The 15,369-nt window shown below is 68.1% G+C and carries 15 protein-coding genes; 7 read left to right on the top strand and 8 right to left on the bottom strand.

All coding sequences use genetic code 11. The features are described 5' to 3' along the window. Positions 1-23: 23 nt before the first annotated feature. Genes ACWCOV_RS25430 through mnhG form a run of 6 tightly spaced genes read left to right on the top strand, consistent with a single transcriptional unit; the run spans position 24 to position 6,284 of the window. Positions 24-2,912, top strand: coding sequence for a Na+/H+ antiporter subunit A (locus tag ACWCOV_RS25430; protein WP_449831803.1), 2,889 nt, complete (start codon positions 24-26; stop codon positions 2,910-2,912). Beyond that, positions 2,909-3,394: a Na(+)/H(+) antiporter subunit C gene (locus ACWCOV_RS25425; RefSeq protein WP_449831802.1), complete on the top strand. Its 486-nt coding sequence runs from the start codon at positions 2,909-2,911 to the stop codon at positions 3,392-3,394. Before ACWCOV_RS25430 ends, ACWCOV_RS25425 begins: the two co-directional genes overlap by 4 nt. Next, positions 3,391-5,073: a Na+/H+ antiporter subunit D gene (locus ACWCOV_RS25420; RefSeq protein WP_449831801.1), complete on the top strand. Its 1,683-nt coding sequence runs from the start codon at positions 3,391-3,393 to the stop codon at positions 5,071-5,073. Before ACWCOV_RS25425 ends, ACWCOV_RS25420 begins: the two co-directional genes overlap by 4 nt. Positions 5,074-5,080: 7 nt before the next feature. After that, positions 5,081-5,647: a Na+/H+ antiporter subunit E gene (locus ACWCOV_RS25415; protein WP_449831800.1), complete on the top strand. Its 567-nt coding sequence runs from the start codon at positions 5,081-5,083 to the stop codon at positions 5,645-5,647. After that, the gene (locus tag ACWCOV_RS25410; protein WP_449831799.1) at positions 5,644-5,922 is read left to right on the top strand and encodes a monovalent cation/H+ antiporter complex subunit F; all 279 of its coding nucleotides are present in this window, start codon (positions 5,644-5,646) and stop codon (positions 5,920-5,922) included. The genes ACWCOV_RS25415 and ACWCOV_RS25410 overlap by 4 nt, the downstream gene beginning before the upstream one ends. After that, complete coding sequence (gene mnhG / locus ACWCOV_RS25405; RefSeq protein ID WP_449831798.1) at positions 5,919-6,284, top strand: monovalent cation/H(+) antiporter subunit G; 366 nt, start codon at positions 5,919-5,921, stop codon at positions 6,282-6,284. Before ACWCOV_RS25410 ends, mnhG begins: the two co-directional genes overlap by 4 nt. Positions 6,285-6,291: 7 nt before the next feature. On the opposite strand, the gene ACWCOV_RS25400 is transcribed toward mnhG, so the two are convergent. The 5 genes from ACWCOV_RS25400 to ACWCOV_RS25380 form a co-directional block, all read right to left on the bottom strand. Beyond that, the gene (locus ACWCOV_RS25400) at positions 6,292-7,020 is read right to left on the bottom strand and encodes a hypothetical protein (protein WP_449831797.1); all 729 of its coding nucleotides are present in this window, start codon (positions 7,018-7,020) and stop codon (positions 6,292-6,294) included. A 130-nt stretch (positions 7,021-7,150) separates the two neighbouring features. Beyond that, positions 7,151-8,377 (bottom strand): PucR family transcriptional regulator, encoded by a 1,227-nt coding sequence (locus tag ACWCOV_RS25395; protein ID WP_449831796.1) that lies wholly within the window; start codon positions 8,375-8,377, stop codon positions 7,151-7,153. 104 nt (positions 8,378-8,481) lie between these two features. Continuing rightward, positions 8,482-8,847 carry a TraR/DksA family transcriptional regulator gene (locus ACWCOV_RS25390; RefSeq protein ID WP_449831795.1) on the bottom strand — a complete coding sequence of 122 codons (366 nt, stop codon included), beginning with the start codon at positions 8,845-8,847 and terminating at the stop codon, positions 8,482-8,484. Between the two features lie 149 nt (positions 8,848-8,996). Further along, complete coding sequence (locus tag ACWCOV_RS25385) at positions 8,997-9,659, bottom strand: response regulator (RefSeq protein WP_449831794.1); 663 nt, start codon at positions 9,657-9,659, stop codon at positions 8,997-8,999. Beyond that, complete coding sequence (locus ACWCOV_RS25380) at positions 9,652-10,644, bottom strand: sensor histidine kinase (RefSeq protein WP_449831793.1); 993 nt, start codon at positions 10,642-10,644, stop codon at positions 9,652-9,654. The genes ACWCOV_RS25385 and ACWCOV_RS25380 overlap by 8 nt, the downstream gene beginning before the upstream one ends. Positions 10,645-10,929: 285 nt before the next feature. Here ACWCOV_RS25380 and ACWCOV_RS25375 point away from each other — a divergent pair, with 285 nt between their 5' ends. Beyond that, positions 10,930-11,244 carry a TraR/DksA family transcriptional regulator gene (locus tag ACWCOV_RS25375; protein ID WP_449831792.1) on the top strand — a complete coding sequence of 105 codons (315 nt, stop codon included), beginning with the start codon at positions 10,930-10,932 and terminating at the stop codon, positions 11,242-11,244. A 37-nt stretch (positions 11,245-11,281) separates the two neighbouring features. Here the strand turns inward: ACWCOV_RS25375 and ACWCOV_RS25370 are convergent, their stop codons facing one another. From ACWCOV_RS25370 to ACWCOV_RS25360, 3 genes are all read right to left on the bottom strand, one after another. Next, on the bottom strand, positions 11,282-12,517 hold the full coding sequence (locus tag ACWCOV_RS25370; protein ID WP_449831791.1) for a TerC family protein: 1,236 nt from the start codon (positions 12,515-12,517) through the stop codon (positions 11,282-11,284). A 112-nt stretch (positions 12,518-12,629) separates the two neighbouring features. Then, entirely contained in the window at positions 12,630-12,893 is a 264-nt protein-coding gene (locus ACWCOV_RS25365) for a hypothetical protein (protein ID WP_449831790.1), read from the bottom strand. Between the two features lie 582 nt (positions 12,894-13,475). Then, positions 13,476-15,239, bottom strand: a complete 1,764-nt coding sequence (locus ACWCOV_RS25360) for an FAD-dependent oxidoreductase (RefSeq protein WP_449831789.1) — start codon at positions 15,237-15,239, stop codon at positions 13,476-13,478. Positions 15,240-15,369 lie beyond the last annotated feature (130 nt).

Below are 15,369 nucleotides of genomic sequence, written 5' to 3'. Positions count from 1 at the left end.
CCCGGCCGCGGGAGGACGCCTAGGTGCTAGTTCTGGTGCTCGCTCACTTCCTGGCCGCGGCCGTGGCGCCTGCCGTCGTCGGCCTCCTCGGCAGGCGGGCGTTCCTGGCTCTGGCGCTGGTTCCCGCGAGCGCGTTCGGGTGGGCGCTGACCAAAGCTGATTCGATCTCCGACGGAACGGTGCGGACCGAGGTGGTCACCTGGGTCCCGGCGTTGAATCTGGACCTGGCCTTCGCATTGGGGCCGTTGCAGTGGGTGATGATGCTGCTGGTCACCGGCATCGGCGCTCTGGTCCTGGTCTACTGCGCGTGGTACTTCCCGGCCGACGAGCCTGGACTTGCCGCGTTCGCGGGCCATTTCGTCGCCTTCGCCGGAGCGATGCTGGGTCTGGTCCTCGCGGACGACCTCCTGGTCTTGTACGTCTTCTGGGAGCTGACCACGGTCTTCTCCTACCTGTTGATCGGCCACGACCCCACGAAGCGTGCGAGCCGGGCTGCCGGGATGCAGGCGCTGATCGTGACCACGTTCGGTGGCTTGGCGATGCTGGTCGGCATCTTGTTGATCGGGGCGACCGCGGATACCTTCCGAATCAGCGAGATCCTGGCAGCTCCCCCGGCGGGGCCGACGATCACCGTGGCCGTCGTACTGCTGCTGCTCGGCGCGGTCAGCAAGTCGGCGTTGTTCCCGTTCCACTTCTGGCTGCCAGGAGCCATGGCGGCGCCCACGCCAGTGAGCGCCTATCTGCACGCTGCGGCCATGGTCAAGGCGGGCGTGTATCTCGTCGCGCTGCTCGCGCCTGCTTTTGCGGGGGTGCCGGGCTGGCGTGGCGTGCTGCTGTCATCGGGCCTGTTCACGATGCTGCTCGGCGGCTGGCGTTCGTTGCGCCAGCGGGACATCAAGCTCCTGCTCGCCTACGGCACGGTCAGTCAGCTCGGTTTCCTGCTGGTCATTGTCAGCCTCGGCACCCGCGCCGCAGCGCTGGCCGGCCTGGCGATGCTGGTCGCCCATGCGCTGTTCAAGGCAGCGCTCTTCCTGGTCGTCGGAATCGTCGACCGCCAAACCGGTTCGCGGGATCTTCGCAAGCTCTCCGGGGTCGGCCGTTCGGCACCCGCCCTGGCGGTCACGGCGGTGCTCGCCGGTGCCTCGATGGCCGGGCTGCCACCGCTCGCCGGCTTCGTCGCCAAGGAGAGTGTGTACGGCGCTCTCATCGAGGTCGCCCGCCACGGCGACGAAACCGGGCTCGGACAGCTCGCGGGCTGGGTCGTGCTGATCGGCGTGGTTCTCGGATCGGCGCTGACAGTCGCCTACACCGCGCGGTTCCTGTGGGGCACCTTCGCGACCAAGCCTGGTGCCCGGCGTACGGAGATGACGCCGATCGCCGTGGGGTTTCTGGCCGCACCCGCTCTCCTCTCCGGGCTGTCCCTCGTCCTCGGCTTCCTCAGCGGAGCCCAGAACGCGGTGTTCGGGCGCTACGTCGAGCAGTTCTCTCTTGGCAAGGCCCCCGCGGAGTTGGCCCTGTGGCATGGGCTGAACCTCGCGCTCGCCTTGTCGCTGGCCTCGCTCGCGCTGGGCTTGATCCTGTTCTGGCGGCGGGAGGCGTTCGCCGCCCTGCAATCCGTGTTCGCCGGATCGTGGAGCGCGGAAAGGGCATATCTCGGGGTGATGCGACGCCTGGACCGGGCCGCGGTCGAGATCACCGGTCTCACCCAACGCGGGTCGGTCGCGATCTACCTGAGTGTGATCCTCGTGGTTGTCTTGCTGCTTCCGGGTTCCGCCGTACTCGCCGCGGATCGGGGCGGGCTGGACCTGGTCCTGTGGGACAACCCCGGACAGTTGCTGGTCGCCGTAGTGGTCGTCGTCGCGGCGGTCCTCACCACCAGGTCGCGGCGCAGGCTGAAGGCGGTCGTCCTGGTGGGCGTCACCGGCTACGGGACAGCGACGTTGTTCTTCCTGCACGGTGCTCCGGATCTGGCGTTGACCCAGGTGCTCGTCGAAACGGTCAGCCTGGTGGTGTTCGTGCTGGTGCTCCGGCGGCTACCGGAGTACTTCACCGACCGCCCGCTGAGTCGGAGCCGCTACTGGCGGATCGCCATCGGAGCGCTGGTGGCGGCCGCGGTCGCGGGGTTCATGGTGGTCTCCACCGGGGCACGCACTGCCGTCCCGGTCTCGGCCGGCTACCCGGAGGAGGCGGTGGCGTACGGCGGCGGCCGAAACATCGTGAACGTGACACTCGTCGACATCCGCGCGTGGGACACCATGGGTGAGATCGCCGTCCTCGTCGCCGCGGCGACGGGAGTGGCCAGTCTCGTCTTCCTCCGGACACATACCTCGGTCATCCGCCGGGTCAGGGATCTCTCCACGCCGGCCCTCGAGAAATCGCCGGGAGCCGGTCCCGGCAGACCGGTGTGGCTGCCCGGTGGAGTGACGCTCACCCCGGAACGACGCTCGATCATCTTCGAGGTGATCACCCGGCTGGTCTTCCACACCATCGTGGTGTTCTCGATCTACCTGCTGTTGTCCGGCCACAACAACCCCGGCGGAGGATTCGCAGCGGGCCTGGTCACAGGTCTTGCCTTGATGGTCCGCTACCTCGCCGGCGGTCGGTACGAGCTCGACGAGGCCGCACCGGTGGATGCCGGCGCGCTGATGGGACTGGGACTGTTCGTCGCGACCGGCTCCGGCCTCGCTCCGCTGGCCTTCGGAGGCGCGGTACTGCAGAGCGCCGTCGTCGACCTTCACCTGCCGTTGCTCGGGGACGTCCACCTGGTCACCTCGGTGTTCTTCGACGTCGGCGTCTACGTGGTCGTTGTCGGCCTGGTGCTCGACCTGCTGCGCAGCCTCGGCTCCGAGATCGACCGGCACATCCTCCGCGAGGAGTCCCAGGAAACCACGGCGGAGGAGGTGGTTCCATGAGTGCGAGTCTCTCCCTGATCCTGGCCGCCTCGGCGATGATCGGCTGCGGCGTCTACCTGTTGCTGGAGCGAAGCCTCACCCGGGTGCTGGTCGGGCTGGTGATGCTGGGCAACGGAGTGAACCTGCTGTTCCTCATCTCCGGTGGTCGCGCCGGCCGGGCCCCGATCGTAGGTCTGGGCGACCAGTCCGGGATGAGCGACCCACTTCCGCAGGCGCTGGTCCTGACCGCGATCGTGATCAGCCTCGGTACCGTCGCCTTCGTGCTCGCGATGGCCTACCGCAGCTGGCAGCTCACCGGCCACGACGACGTACAGGACGATGTCGAGGACGCGGCGATCCGGCGCCTCGCCGCGAGCGACGAACCGTCGGACAGCTTCGACCTCTCCTCCACGGACGACTCGGACGACTCGGACGACTCGGACGACTCGGACGACTCGGACGACGAGGCTCAGGCAGCTCAGGAACGAGGGCGGCCGGCATGAACGCCCTCGTCCCGCTGCCCGTGATCCTGCCGCTCCTCGGCGCCGGCCTGACCTTGCTCCTCAGCAGGCGCCCGGGCCTCCAGCGAGCCGTGAGCACGACAGTGCTGGCGATCGTCGTCGCGGTGGCCGCGACCCTGATGTACCAAGCCGACCGGCACGGGCCGCAGACGACCTGGATCGGCGCGTGGAAGGAACCACTCGGAATCTCCCTCGTCGCGGACCGGCTCGCTTCGCTGATGCTGCTCGTGTCGGCCGTGGTGACACTCGCGGTCCTTGTCTACTCGATCGGCCAGGGCATGACCGGGGACGAGCGCGACACCCCGCTGACGATCTACCACCCGACGTACCTCGTCCTCACCGCCGGCGTCTCGAACGCGTTCCTCGCCGGTGACCTGTTCAACCTGTTCGTCAGCTTCGAGATCCTGCTGTTCGCGAGCTACGTGCTCCTCACCCTCGGCGGCACCCGGGCCCGGATCCGGGCCGGGACGATCTACGTCGTGGTCAACATGCTGTCCTCGATGTTGTTCCTGATCTCCCTCGCCGCGATCTACGCCGCCACGGGCAGCCTCAACCTCGCCCAGTTGGCAGGCCGGCTCAGCGACCTGCCTCCCTCGGTCGGCTTGGTGCTTCAGTTGCTGCTGCTCACCACGTTCTCGATCAAGGCGGCCGTGTTCCCACTGTCGTTCTGGCTGCCCGACAGCTATCCAACGGCTCCGGCACCGGTGACCGCCGTCTTCGCCGGCCTCCTCACCAAGGTCGGCGTGTACGCGATCATCCGGACCCAGACCCTGCTGTTCCCCGACAGCCCGCTCACCGACCTGCTGCTGTGGGCCGCGCTGCTCACCTTGGTCATCGGCATCCTGGGTGCAGTCGCGCAGTCGGAGCTGAAGCGGATGCTGTCGTTCACCCTGGTGAGCCACATCGGCTACATGGTGTTCGGCGTTGCCCTCGGCACCATCGCCGGCTACTCCGGCGCGATCTTCTACGTGGCGCACCACATCACCATCCAGACGGCGCTGTTCCTGGTGCTCGGGCTCGTCGAGCGGCGCGCCGGAAGCACCAGCCTGATCAAGCTCGGCGGACTGGCTCGCCTCGCCCCGCTGCTCGCCGTGCTGTACTTTGTGCCCGCGATGAACCTTGCCGGAATTCCGCCGATGTCGGGCTTCCTGGGCAAGGTGGGGCTCACCGAGGCGGGTTTACGCGTCGGAACACCCCTGGCCTACTCGGTGGTGGCCGCGGGCATGCTCACCAGCCTGCTGACGCTGTACGCCGTGGCGAAATCCTGGAACCTGGCGTTCTGGCGCACCCCGGCTGAGGCCCACCAGATGGCCCTGGAACTGTCAGAGGCCGACGCCGAGCACGCCCGAGGGGCGACCCGGCGCCAGGCCCACCTGCGGCTCGGCGCAAGCACCTTCGAAGCGCGTGACATGGACGAGGCGCGCAGCATCGCCGACGAAGGCGACGGCAGCAGCCAGGACCTCCACCAGTTGATCCAGTCCGGGTCGTTGCCGTCACGTACCCCGCGGACCATGGTGGGGGCCACCGCCGTGCTGGTTGCCTTCAGCCTGGCGCTCACCATGGTCGCCGGCCCGCTGTTCAACTACACCGGGCGCGCGGCGGACGACCTCCTCGACCGCGGGATCTACATCTCGTCGGTGCTCACCCAAGGATCCCGGTGAGGCGGCGATGAACAGGCGGCGTGAAGGTTCGAAGCATCCGGAGCGGCTGCGGGGGCTACAGCTTCCGATCATCGTCTGGTTGACGGTGGTCTGGGTCGCCTTGTGGGGTGACCTGTCGATCGCGAACGTCCTGTCCGGACTGCTCGTGGCGCTGGTGGTCTGCCTGGTGTTCCCGTTGCCGCGGTTGGAGATGCACCTGCGTGTTCGGCCCGTCTGGCTGGGCTGGCTCGTTGTCCGGTTCCTGGCAGATGTCGTCGCGGCGAGCGCCGAAGTGGCCTGGAAGACCCTTCAGTTCCACCGGCAGCCGCGCAATGCCGTGATCGAGGTCGACCTCCGGACCCACTCGGACTTCGTCCTCACGGTCGTCGCCGAGATGGTGTCCCTGGTCCCGGGCAGTCTCGTCGTCGAGGCTCGACGGTCGACCCACACCCTCTTCCTGCACGTCCTCGATGCCCGGGACGCGGCGGGAGTCGCCAAGATGCGCGCCCAGGTCTTCGCTCTCGAACGTCGGGTCGTCCTCGCGCTCGGCGTCGAGACCAGTCAAGTCAACGAGTCACCGGGAGGACAACGATGACCGTCGTACTCACCGTTTGCGTCAGCATGCTGGGAGTGTCCGCGCTGCTTCTCGTCATCCGCATGGCGTTGGGCCCCACGATGCTCGACCGGGTCGTCGCTCTCGACGTCCTGGTCGCCGTGGTGATCTGCGGGCTGGCGCTGGAAGCCGCGGTCAACCGGCACACCACGACCCTTCCGATCCTCGGGGTCCTGTCCCTGCTCGGGTTCGTCGGATCGGTCAGCGTTGCCCGGTTCACCCGCGGCAGTGACGACGTCGAAGCGGAGAAGTCATGAACTGGACCGGCGTCGCTGACGTCACCGCCGCAAGCTGCCTGGTGCTCGGCGCACTCCTCACGGTGATCGCGGCGATCGGTATCCTGCGCTTCCCCGATGTGCTGACCCGGATGCACTCGGCCACCAAGCCGCAGGTCCTCGGCCTGCTCCTGGTGTTGCTGGGACTCGGCCTCCGGCTCCGCGAAGTCGGCCCTGTCGGCCTACTGGCCCTGGTCGCGCTGTTCCAGCTCATCACCTCGCCGATCGCCAGCCACATGGTCGGCCGAGCGTCGTTCCGGGCCGGACAGGTACGCCACGATCTGCTGGTCGTCGACGAGCTCAGCGACGTACTCCCCGCCCGGCAGGAACCTCCTCGACCGTAGCCGCGGCTCACTTGCCGGTGCCCTGGATCAGCCCGTCCCAGTCGATCGTCGTGCGACTGAAGGCTCCGTCACCCGTCACGAATCGTGTCGGGTTGCCGGCGGCCCGGGCGCCTGACGCAAGCCATGCGGCCACGCCTGGCGGATTGCGCCGCTCCAACTCGTCGAGGTACGCGTGGCGAGCCTCGACGATCTGTGCGGACTCCGCCGGCGACGTCGCCCGCTGGAGCGCGGAGAAGCTGGAGCGCCACGCCAGAACCAAGGCGTCGTCACTCAACTCGGCAGCCTCAACCGCCGGCAGGTCGATCGACTCCAACTGCTGGACCCTGGCGGCAGCAGTCGCCACTGACTCAGCCTCGCCAGGATTCTCCGGAGCCGGCAGGTGCTCGTGATCTCTCAACCGGCCGATCCAGCGGCGTACGACGTACGGCGATCCGCCGACAGCCAGCGCCAGCACGAGCACCGCCATCGGTCCGCCCAGCAAGGTCCCAAGACCGACGAACGCTACGGCGCCCGCTCCAGCGACGACCACACTCGTGGCGACGACCGGCCACCGATCCCGGTCGAATGGCGTGTTGTCTGCTGGGGTGAGGGCGATCATCGCAGCCATGCCACCTGTCAGCGCAGCAAGGACGAACAGCAGCCCCACCGTCGAAAGCGACCACGTGACGGCAACCAACGCGCCCGCCACCCCGACGACGCCGCAGAAGCCGAGCCACGCGACCCGATACGCCCTCATCGTTCCTCCTCCACCTGCGAGGTTCGTACAGCTCCAACGTTGCCCCGGGACAGTGCCGATCCGTAGGGCCGCAACCGGTCAACATGAGACCTCGCAGATCGCCGACGGTCGGCAACGAAGACAGCGCCGGCTAGGTAACGGACGGAAGGTCCTGCGCCGGCCAGTCCAGCAGGCGGGCGCCAAGTACTGCGGTGTGGAGGATGAACCGCTGGGTGGGGTCACTCGGGTCGTGTCCCGTCAGGTCCTTCACCTTGGTCAACCGGTACGTGACCGTGCGGACGGAGATGTGCAGCAGGCGCGCTGCCTCGGTGGCGACCTCGCCAGTCTCGAAGTAGGCCTGCAGAGTCCGCAGAAGCGGCTCGGCGCCGCCGCGGGACCGGGTCAGCGGCACGAGCACGGCCTGGATGAGATCCACGATGGCTGCCTGGTCACGGATGATCACCCGGTACACCAGCATGTCGTGCGCATCGACGACCGGCCCGTCGAGGTGCAGCCGATCGGCAAGCGTCAGCGCTTCCCGTGCTTCTTCATAGGAGCGTGCGATGCCGTACGCGCCGGGATACGGCCGGCCGGCCGCGACGCGCCACTCACGGCCGGCTCGATGCCGAACCAGTTCCTCATGGATGAGACTCCCCGCGCGCTTGGTGACGGTTCGCGGCACCGTTGTGGCCGGGGGCGGGATCAGCACGACCAGAAGGCCCTCCTTGGTCGCAACGAGCACCTCGCGGTCCCCGAAGCGGTCGAGGATGAACCGTTCCAGCCGCCCGGCGCTGACATCGCCTTCGGCGAGTCCGTCGGCGGGCCGGGCAAGCACCACCTGGTGTGGACGGCCGAGGTCGAGCCCGAACGGCTCGGCGCGCTCGACGATCCCGGATACGTCGGGGTCTCCCCGCAGCAGATCGTCGACGAGTTCGCGGCGAAGGGACTCCTCCTGCCTGATCAGTTGCTTGGTGGCGGCCTGGTAACTGTCCACGAGGATGGCGATCGCCTGGCCGACCGCGAGCAGCACGGACTGGGCCGAGGCGCGCACGGTGTCGCGGTCACGGTACGGAACGACGTCCGGCAGTTCGCGCCACATCCGCCAGGCCGCGGACAGGTACAGGTCCACGACTCGGCCGGCGGGGATGCCCTGCTCGGCGGCACGGCGGCCGAGTTCTCGCACGATCGCCAGTTCGTGCTCGTGCGGACGCCGTCCGGAGATGGCGGCATCGGCAAGGAGCGTGAGGTACTCGACGAGCAATTCCAGTGGGGCCTCGGCATCGCCTGCGGCAGCCTGCGCGATGGCCGTCAGCCAGGCCTCGTCCGCGCTGCTCCCGGACTCGGATCCCGGCCACGGCAGCCCTTCGGATGCGCTCATGTCCCTCCCCTTCCGCGCTGAACCGACGCGAGGTTGGGCGTTGCCCCAGTACACCATCCTTACCGCCGGTCGGCCATGAGATGCCGAGCCGGCGCCGGCGCACGTCAGGTAGGACGACGAGTTCTCCGGTCATGTTGGCAGGACAGGCAGAGGCCGGCCATGGGTATGACCTCGAGCTGGCCCGCAGGCAGCTGGCGGCCGCACCCCTCGCAGACGCCGAAGGAGCCGATCGCCAGCCGGAAGAGTGCGGCGTCGATGTCCGCCAGGACGGCTTCTGCTCCCGCCGTCAACGCGTGGATCACCTCGCGATGCGCATCGTCGAGGGTGCCCGCCGCCTGGTGAGAAAGCTCGGTGAGCTGGTCGAGGCGGAACCGACGCTGTTGTTCGAGCTCACGGCGGAACCACGCCAGGTCGAGCGCACGCAAGCTGTGCGGTCGGCTGGGTGCCGCCAGTTGATTCAGCTGACTCATCGAACCTCCTCGAGAGACAGGCCGGCCGGCCGCGAGCAGCGGCCTGCCGGTCTGTACAGAGTCACCATCGCCCGTGATGGGCAGACTCAGTAGTGTCGTGGTCGGCGAAGACCGGACGCGCTGGTTGCCGAGCACCGGCAATCTCGCGGTCAGGGTTCGATCAGACCGGCGCGGATCGCGTAGCGGGTGAGTTCGAGGCGGTCCCGCAGTCCGAGTTTCTGCAGCATGTTCGCCCGGTGCCGTTCCACGGTCTTGAAGCTGATGAACAGCAGGTCGGCAATCGCCTTCGACGAGTGCCCCTCCGCAACCAGCTTGAGCACTTCCTCCTCGCGCGCGGTCAGCACCTGTTCGGGGAGGTCCTGCCCGTCGCGGACCCGGTTCAGGTAGTTGCGGATCAGCGCCTTGACCGCCCCCGGGTACAGGAACGGCTCTCCGCGCATCGCCGCCCGGCAAGCCTCCACCAGGTCCCGATCGGCGACCGACTTCAGCACGTAGCCGGCGGCCCCGGCCTTCAGTGCCTGGAAGAAGTACTGCTCGTTGTCGTACATCGTCAGCATCAGGATGCGCAGCTCGGGCCGGGCGGCCGAGAGTTCCCGGGCAGCCTGCAGACCTGTCATCCGCGGCATGGCGATGTCCAGGATCGCGAGGTCGACCTCGACCGATCGCGCCAGGTCGACGGCTTCCTTGCCGTCGGACGCTTCGGCGACCACGGTCAGATCAGGCTCACCGTCCAAAATGAGCCGTACGCCGCGACGAACCAGCGCATGGTCGTCGGCGAGCAGAATGCGGGTCCTGCCACCTGGTTCAGGCATGCTCGTCCTCCGCGACTCCGACAGGCACCACAAGACTCAGCTCGGTGCCTCCGTACGGCGCGGCACCAAGGTCGAGCGACGCCCCGACCAGCAGCGCGCGCTCCCGCATGCCTCTGATCCCCGCCCCTTCGTGACTGAGCCCAAGCCCCCGCCCGTTGTCGCGGATGCACAGGCTCACGGCCCCGCCATCGTGGTTCAGGAGAACCTCGGCCTCGGTCGCGTCGGCGTGCCGTGCGACGTTCGTCAGTCCTTCCTGGGCGACCCGGTACAGCACCAGCTCGACGGGGGCGTCCAGCGGAGGCAGACCGGGCTGGAAGCGGTGCTGGATCGCCAGCCCGGTGTGCGTGGACAGTTCCTCCGCCAGAGCCATCAGTCCGCTGATCAGGCCGAGGTCCTCCAGCACACCTGGCCTGAGCCGATGCGCCAGTCGCCGTACCTCGTCCAAACTCGCGCGAGTCGTCTCCTGGGCATGCTGCAGGTCGGCGCGCACCTCCGGCTCGTCGACCCGATCGGATGCCCGCTTGAGCTCCAGCAACACCGCCGTCAGGCTCTGTCCGACCTCGTCGTGAAGTTCCTGCGCGATTCGGCGTCGCTCGGACTCCTGAGCCGACAGCGCCCTGGCATTGCTGGTTGCCCGCTCGGCCTCCAGCCGCGCAAGCATGTCGTTGAAGGCCCGGATCAACTGCGACACACCACCCTGTCCCGCAATCGGCAGCCGCTGGCCGGGGCGAAGGAGATCGACGGTCGCCATCCGCCGGGTCAACCGGTCCAACGGAGCCAGCCCGATCTGCAGGAGTACGGCGTTGGCCACCAACATCACCGCGAGGCCACCCACCAGGACAACCGCCTCGGTGAACAGCACCGGAACCGACACCGTGACCGGTGCCCACAGCAGCAGCGCCGTCGCGGCAACGAGCACCATCGCGTTCAAACTGAAGATCCGCCAGAACAACGGCACCGGACGCGGCCCGTTCTCGACTGTCACCGCTACTCCACTAGGTCTCTGCAGGCGCCCATCCGAAGTTGCCCACCGTACAGCCTGCGGCCAAGTCGACTCTGGGGCTGTAGGCAACGGCTGCCGCGGTCTACAGCCCCACGGCCTGTGGAAATGGGTGGTGACACCGATGGTGAAGGTCCCGGCCGTCGGCCATGGTGATGGCACGACGTAGTCACCAGCCCGAGTGCGTCGAACCCCAGCCGGCGTGCGCACTACCTCCTGCGCACGCCGGCTCTCATCATTGCCTAGCAGTTCGAAAGGACCCGGATCCAGATGACCACGGATGTGGGCCGGACCACGCACCTCACCGAGCACGAGGCACGGCAACGCCTGGCGCACGAGCGCAACTCGCGACTTGCCCAGCTCCGCGCGATCGAAGACAGCGCCCCGCACGCAGACGCGGGCCTGCAGGCGGCGCAGACCGCGGCGATCCGACGCGTCCTCGAAGAGATCGACGCAGCGGGACTGCGCCTCGAGGACGGGTCCTACGGGACCTGTAAGACCTGCCAGCGGGCCATCCCTGTCGAACGACTGGAGATCCTCCCGTACGTCGCCCTGTGTGTCAGCTGCCAGCAACGCTCTCTCTGATCGCTCCAGCTGCCCTGTTGGCCGCTGTGCCGGCGGGTCAGGTGGTCGTTGCGGGTGGTGGCGGCCAGGCGTCGGCTACCGCCTCCCCGCGTACGACGGCCGCGTCGTGGCTGGCGCGGGCACGGTCGACGAGGCTCATCAGATCCTGTTCGCTCCGGGCCATCTGCCGGTACTGCGGGCCGAGAGCGATGATCTGGTCGCGCTCGTCGAGCAGCCGCCGGTAGATCCGCTCGCGTTCGGCCGCGTCGGCGGTGTACTCGGAATCGAGGTACGCGGCCGCGTGCCGGCGGGCGTTGGCGATCGCGGTCTGCGCCTTGCCCTTGGGGCTGACCAACGAGGCGACGACAGTGACGACCAGGACACCCAGGATCACGGTCAACGACAGCCCGGTGCTGATCTCGACCACGTCGACCGGTTCGCCGTTGCTGATGAACGGCAGGTTGTTCTCGTGCAGGGCGTGCAGGATCAGCTTGACGCCGATGAAGCCCAAGATGGCCGCCAGGCCGTAGGCGAGGTAGATCAGGCGGTCCAGCAGCCCGTCGATCAGGAAGTACAGCTGGCGCAGGCCGAGCAGCGAGAACGCGATGGCCGTGAACACCAGGTACACGTTCTGCGTCAGGCCGAAGATCGCCGGGATCGAGTCCAGGGCGAACAGCAGGTCTGTGCCTGCGATCGCGACCATGACCAGCAGCATCGGGGTCATCGCCCGCTTGCCGTTCTGAACGGTGAACAACTTGTCGCCGTCGTACCGGTCGGTGGTGTGCACGAGCCGCCTGGCGACCCGCACCATGACGTTGTCCGCCGGTTCCTCGTCACCACCACGCGGTTTGAGCATGTTGCCGGCGGTGATCAGCAGAATCAGGCCGAACGCGTAGAACACCCACGAGAACGCGTTGATCGCCGCGGAGCCGAGAAACACCAAGCCGGTGCGCGCGATCAGCGAGAACGTGATCCCGAACAACAGCGCCTTCTGCTGGTCCTCGCGAGGCACCCGGAAGCTGGTGAAGATGACCAGGAAGACGAACAGGTTGTCGACCGACAGCGCCTTCTCGGTCACGTATCCCGCGAAATACTCCGCACCCATCGCCGGCCCGCCGAAGATCAGGACACCGACTCCGAACGCGAGCGCCAGACCGACGTACAAAGACGACCAGACCGCGGCTTCTCTCAGCGTCGGAACATGGGCCTTACGGACATGGAAGACGTAGTCGAACACCAGCAGCCCGACTATCCCCAGGACCGTGAGACTCCACACCCACCCCGGCACGTCCATCACAACGACTCCAGACCGGCCCACGCGTCAAGCCGATCGGCTGCCGGCGGCCTTGCATGTGCTCTTGGCCCGCCCTGTACCCGAGGCGATGGCCGCCATGAAGGCTGGGCCATCAGTGACCGACCCGGTCATAGGCCTGGTGCGCGTCGGACGCCGCACTGATCGAGTCGTCACTGCTCCGAGCAGGTGTGCTCACCATCTCGCGCTGCTCAGCGCCCGGCTCGGTCGCGCGACGGCCTGCCGGCGCCCTTTTGGCCGAGCCACGCTCCTGCGCCAGGTAGGCCAACCCGATGCCGCCGAAGCAGATCAGGGGCGTCGCCACCCCGATCAGGATCAGAAGTGCCAGGTCGATCGCGTCGAACGTCGCCGTACTCATGCTTCCTCCTAGGTTTTATCGATGCAGTATGTGTAGCGTAAATGAGCAGGCAACTACTCCCGGAGGAACAGACGCGCCCGCGCCGACTTGGCCGGAGCTCGCCGCTCGGTCCGCTGAGAGCGGATGACAGCCTGGAAACTCAGGACCACCACCGCCACCCCGATCAGAACCCAAAGGACGAAGTCAACTCCGTCGACCGTCACCGTGCTCACCCTTCCCGGATGCTCGAATTATCGCTACATTCTATGTAGCGTAAATTGGATGCGGATCTATTCCCGGCAAACTGAACCCTTGCCTCACAGCACGAAGCTCCGGTGGGTGCTCGACCGGATCAGCGACCTCCTGGAGAACCGGCTCGGTCCCGGCGCCACCGCCGCGATCATCGCCAACAGCGATCCCGCATTCACCACCGCCGTACGCACCCCCTCCGGGACTCCCGGCTCCGCGGAGCCGGGCCGCGGATCGGGCACGCGTTGCGTGGAAACGCGGTCAGTCCGAGGGAACGTCATGCCTGACCGGCGTGCTCGATGCCTTCCACGCGCACGCCGGTCTGCGATCCGTCCTTGAAGGACCCGCGACGGCTCAGGAGTCAGCCTGCTGCCGGGCTGCTTCCCGTCCCGCCAGGTAGCCGAAGACCAGGCCGAGGGAGATGGTGCCTCCGGCGCCTCCGTAGAAGCCCTTGGTGGGGGCACCTCCGGCGTTGCCGGCGGCGTACAGGCCTGGAATGGCCTTGCCCTCGGTGGTCAGCGCGCGCCCGAGCGCGTCGGTCTTCGGACCACCCACAGTGCCGAGCGCGCTGGCCTCGACCTTGAGCGCGTAGTACGGCGCGGTGTCGACCGGCCCCAGCACGCTCGACTTCGGGCTCTTCAGCACGCGCCGGATGATCTTCGCCAGCGGCCCGACCACGAGCGAACGCACGCGTTCGGGGTCATCCTTCTTCGCCACCCGGCCCGCGAGTTTGCTCACGACGGGTCCGATCGCCGCGGCGATGGCCATCCGCGCCTTGGCCGTGGCAGCGGGGAACCGCGCGTCGGGCGAGTTCTTGCCCAGCCGGGGATAGAAGGCGCCGAAGTAGCGGTCGAACAAGGTGTCACCGCGGTTGAACTGCGGGTCGCGAGCACGTGCCGCCTCGGGGTTGAACCGGTCGACCGTGCGGAGCAGCCCCACCTCATCGACCCCGATCTTGGCCGCGAGCTCGGACAGAGTGCCGGCGCGGTGCAGGTAGTCGGGCACCTCTCCGCCCGGGACGACGCCGAAGATCCCGAACTTCGTCCAGTAGTTCTGGTCGAAGATCAGCCAGGCCGTGGCGTTCGGCATCGCGCCCGTCTCCGGGTCGACCTCGCGCATGATCTTCCCGAGCTGGTCGTACGGGAGGGCCTCGTTGGCGAAGCGCTCACCCTTGCTGTTCACCATGATGCTGTGCGGCAGCGCACGCTCCCCGAGGAACACACGGCTGAGCGGGCGGCCCTCCAGTTCCTCGCCGGGCAGCTGTACGCCGGGCATCCACCAAGCGTCCTCCACACCGGTCAGATCAGCGCCTACCTCCTGGGCCAACTGGACCGCGATGCCGTCATGGCCCTTGGGCGAAACCTGCACTCCGAAGGGCGCGCCGAGGTAGGTGCTGGTGATTTCGGGCGAGCTTTCGAACCCGCCGCTGGCCAGCACGACCCCCTTGGTGGCACGCACCGTGTGCTCGACGCCATCGGCCCGGACCACCACACCCTGCACTCCCGATCCATCCGTGACGAGCCGCACCGCAGGAGCCTCGACGCGTACGTCGACACCGTTGCGCAGCCCGGCCTCGAGCAGGGCTCCGACCAAGGCCGGGCCGGCGAGCCAGACGTCATCGACGCCGATCCCACCCAGCAGCCAGAACGGGAGCGGGTTCTTGGCCATGCCCGTCGTCAGGGCCGGCCGCACGAAGCCGGCGGCCTCCCCCAGCCCCTCGGGCGAGTACGGGCCGGGAAAGAGGGCGCGGCCGACCGACGCGCCGTCGATGTCCGAACGGTAGTCCGGCCAGATCGTCGGGATCCACCCGAACGAGGTGTGCTCTTCGATGAACCGGGCGACCTGCGGCCCGGTCTGCAGGAACTGCTCCACCAGGTCGTGGTCGAGGATCTTGTCCCGGCCCTCGCCGTAGATGTACCGCCGAGCCTGCTCCAGGTCGTCACTGACCTTCAGGTCGTCGGTCGAGAAGCCGTGGTTCGGGATCCACGCCGCACCCGCGGAGATCCCGGTGGCGCCACCGACGAGCTCGCGGGACTCCACGACGAGGACCCGCGCCCCCTCCTTCGCGGCGGCGAGTGCCGCCATCAGCCCGGCCCCGCCGGAACCGACGACTGCCACGTCGACCTCGTCGGGGATACCGCGCTGTGCGACGCTCCCGATGGAGCCGAGGTGCTGCGTCGGCCTGGATCTCGGTGTTCTGCCGGGCGATCCGGGCGGCCGCGTGACCGTTGCCGGCGCGGATCGCGTC

The sequence above is a fragment of the Kribbella sp. NPDC002412 genome (genome assembly GCF_053592935.1).
The sequence above is the reverse complement of the archived record's forward strand: the minus strand, read 5'-3'. Positions and strand labels throughout refer to the sequence as shown.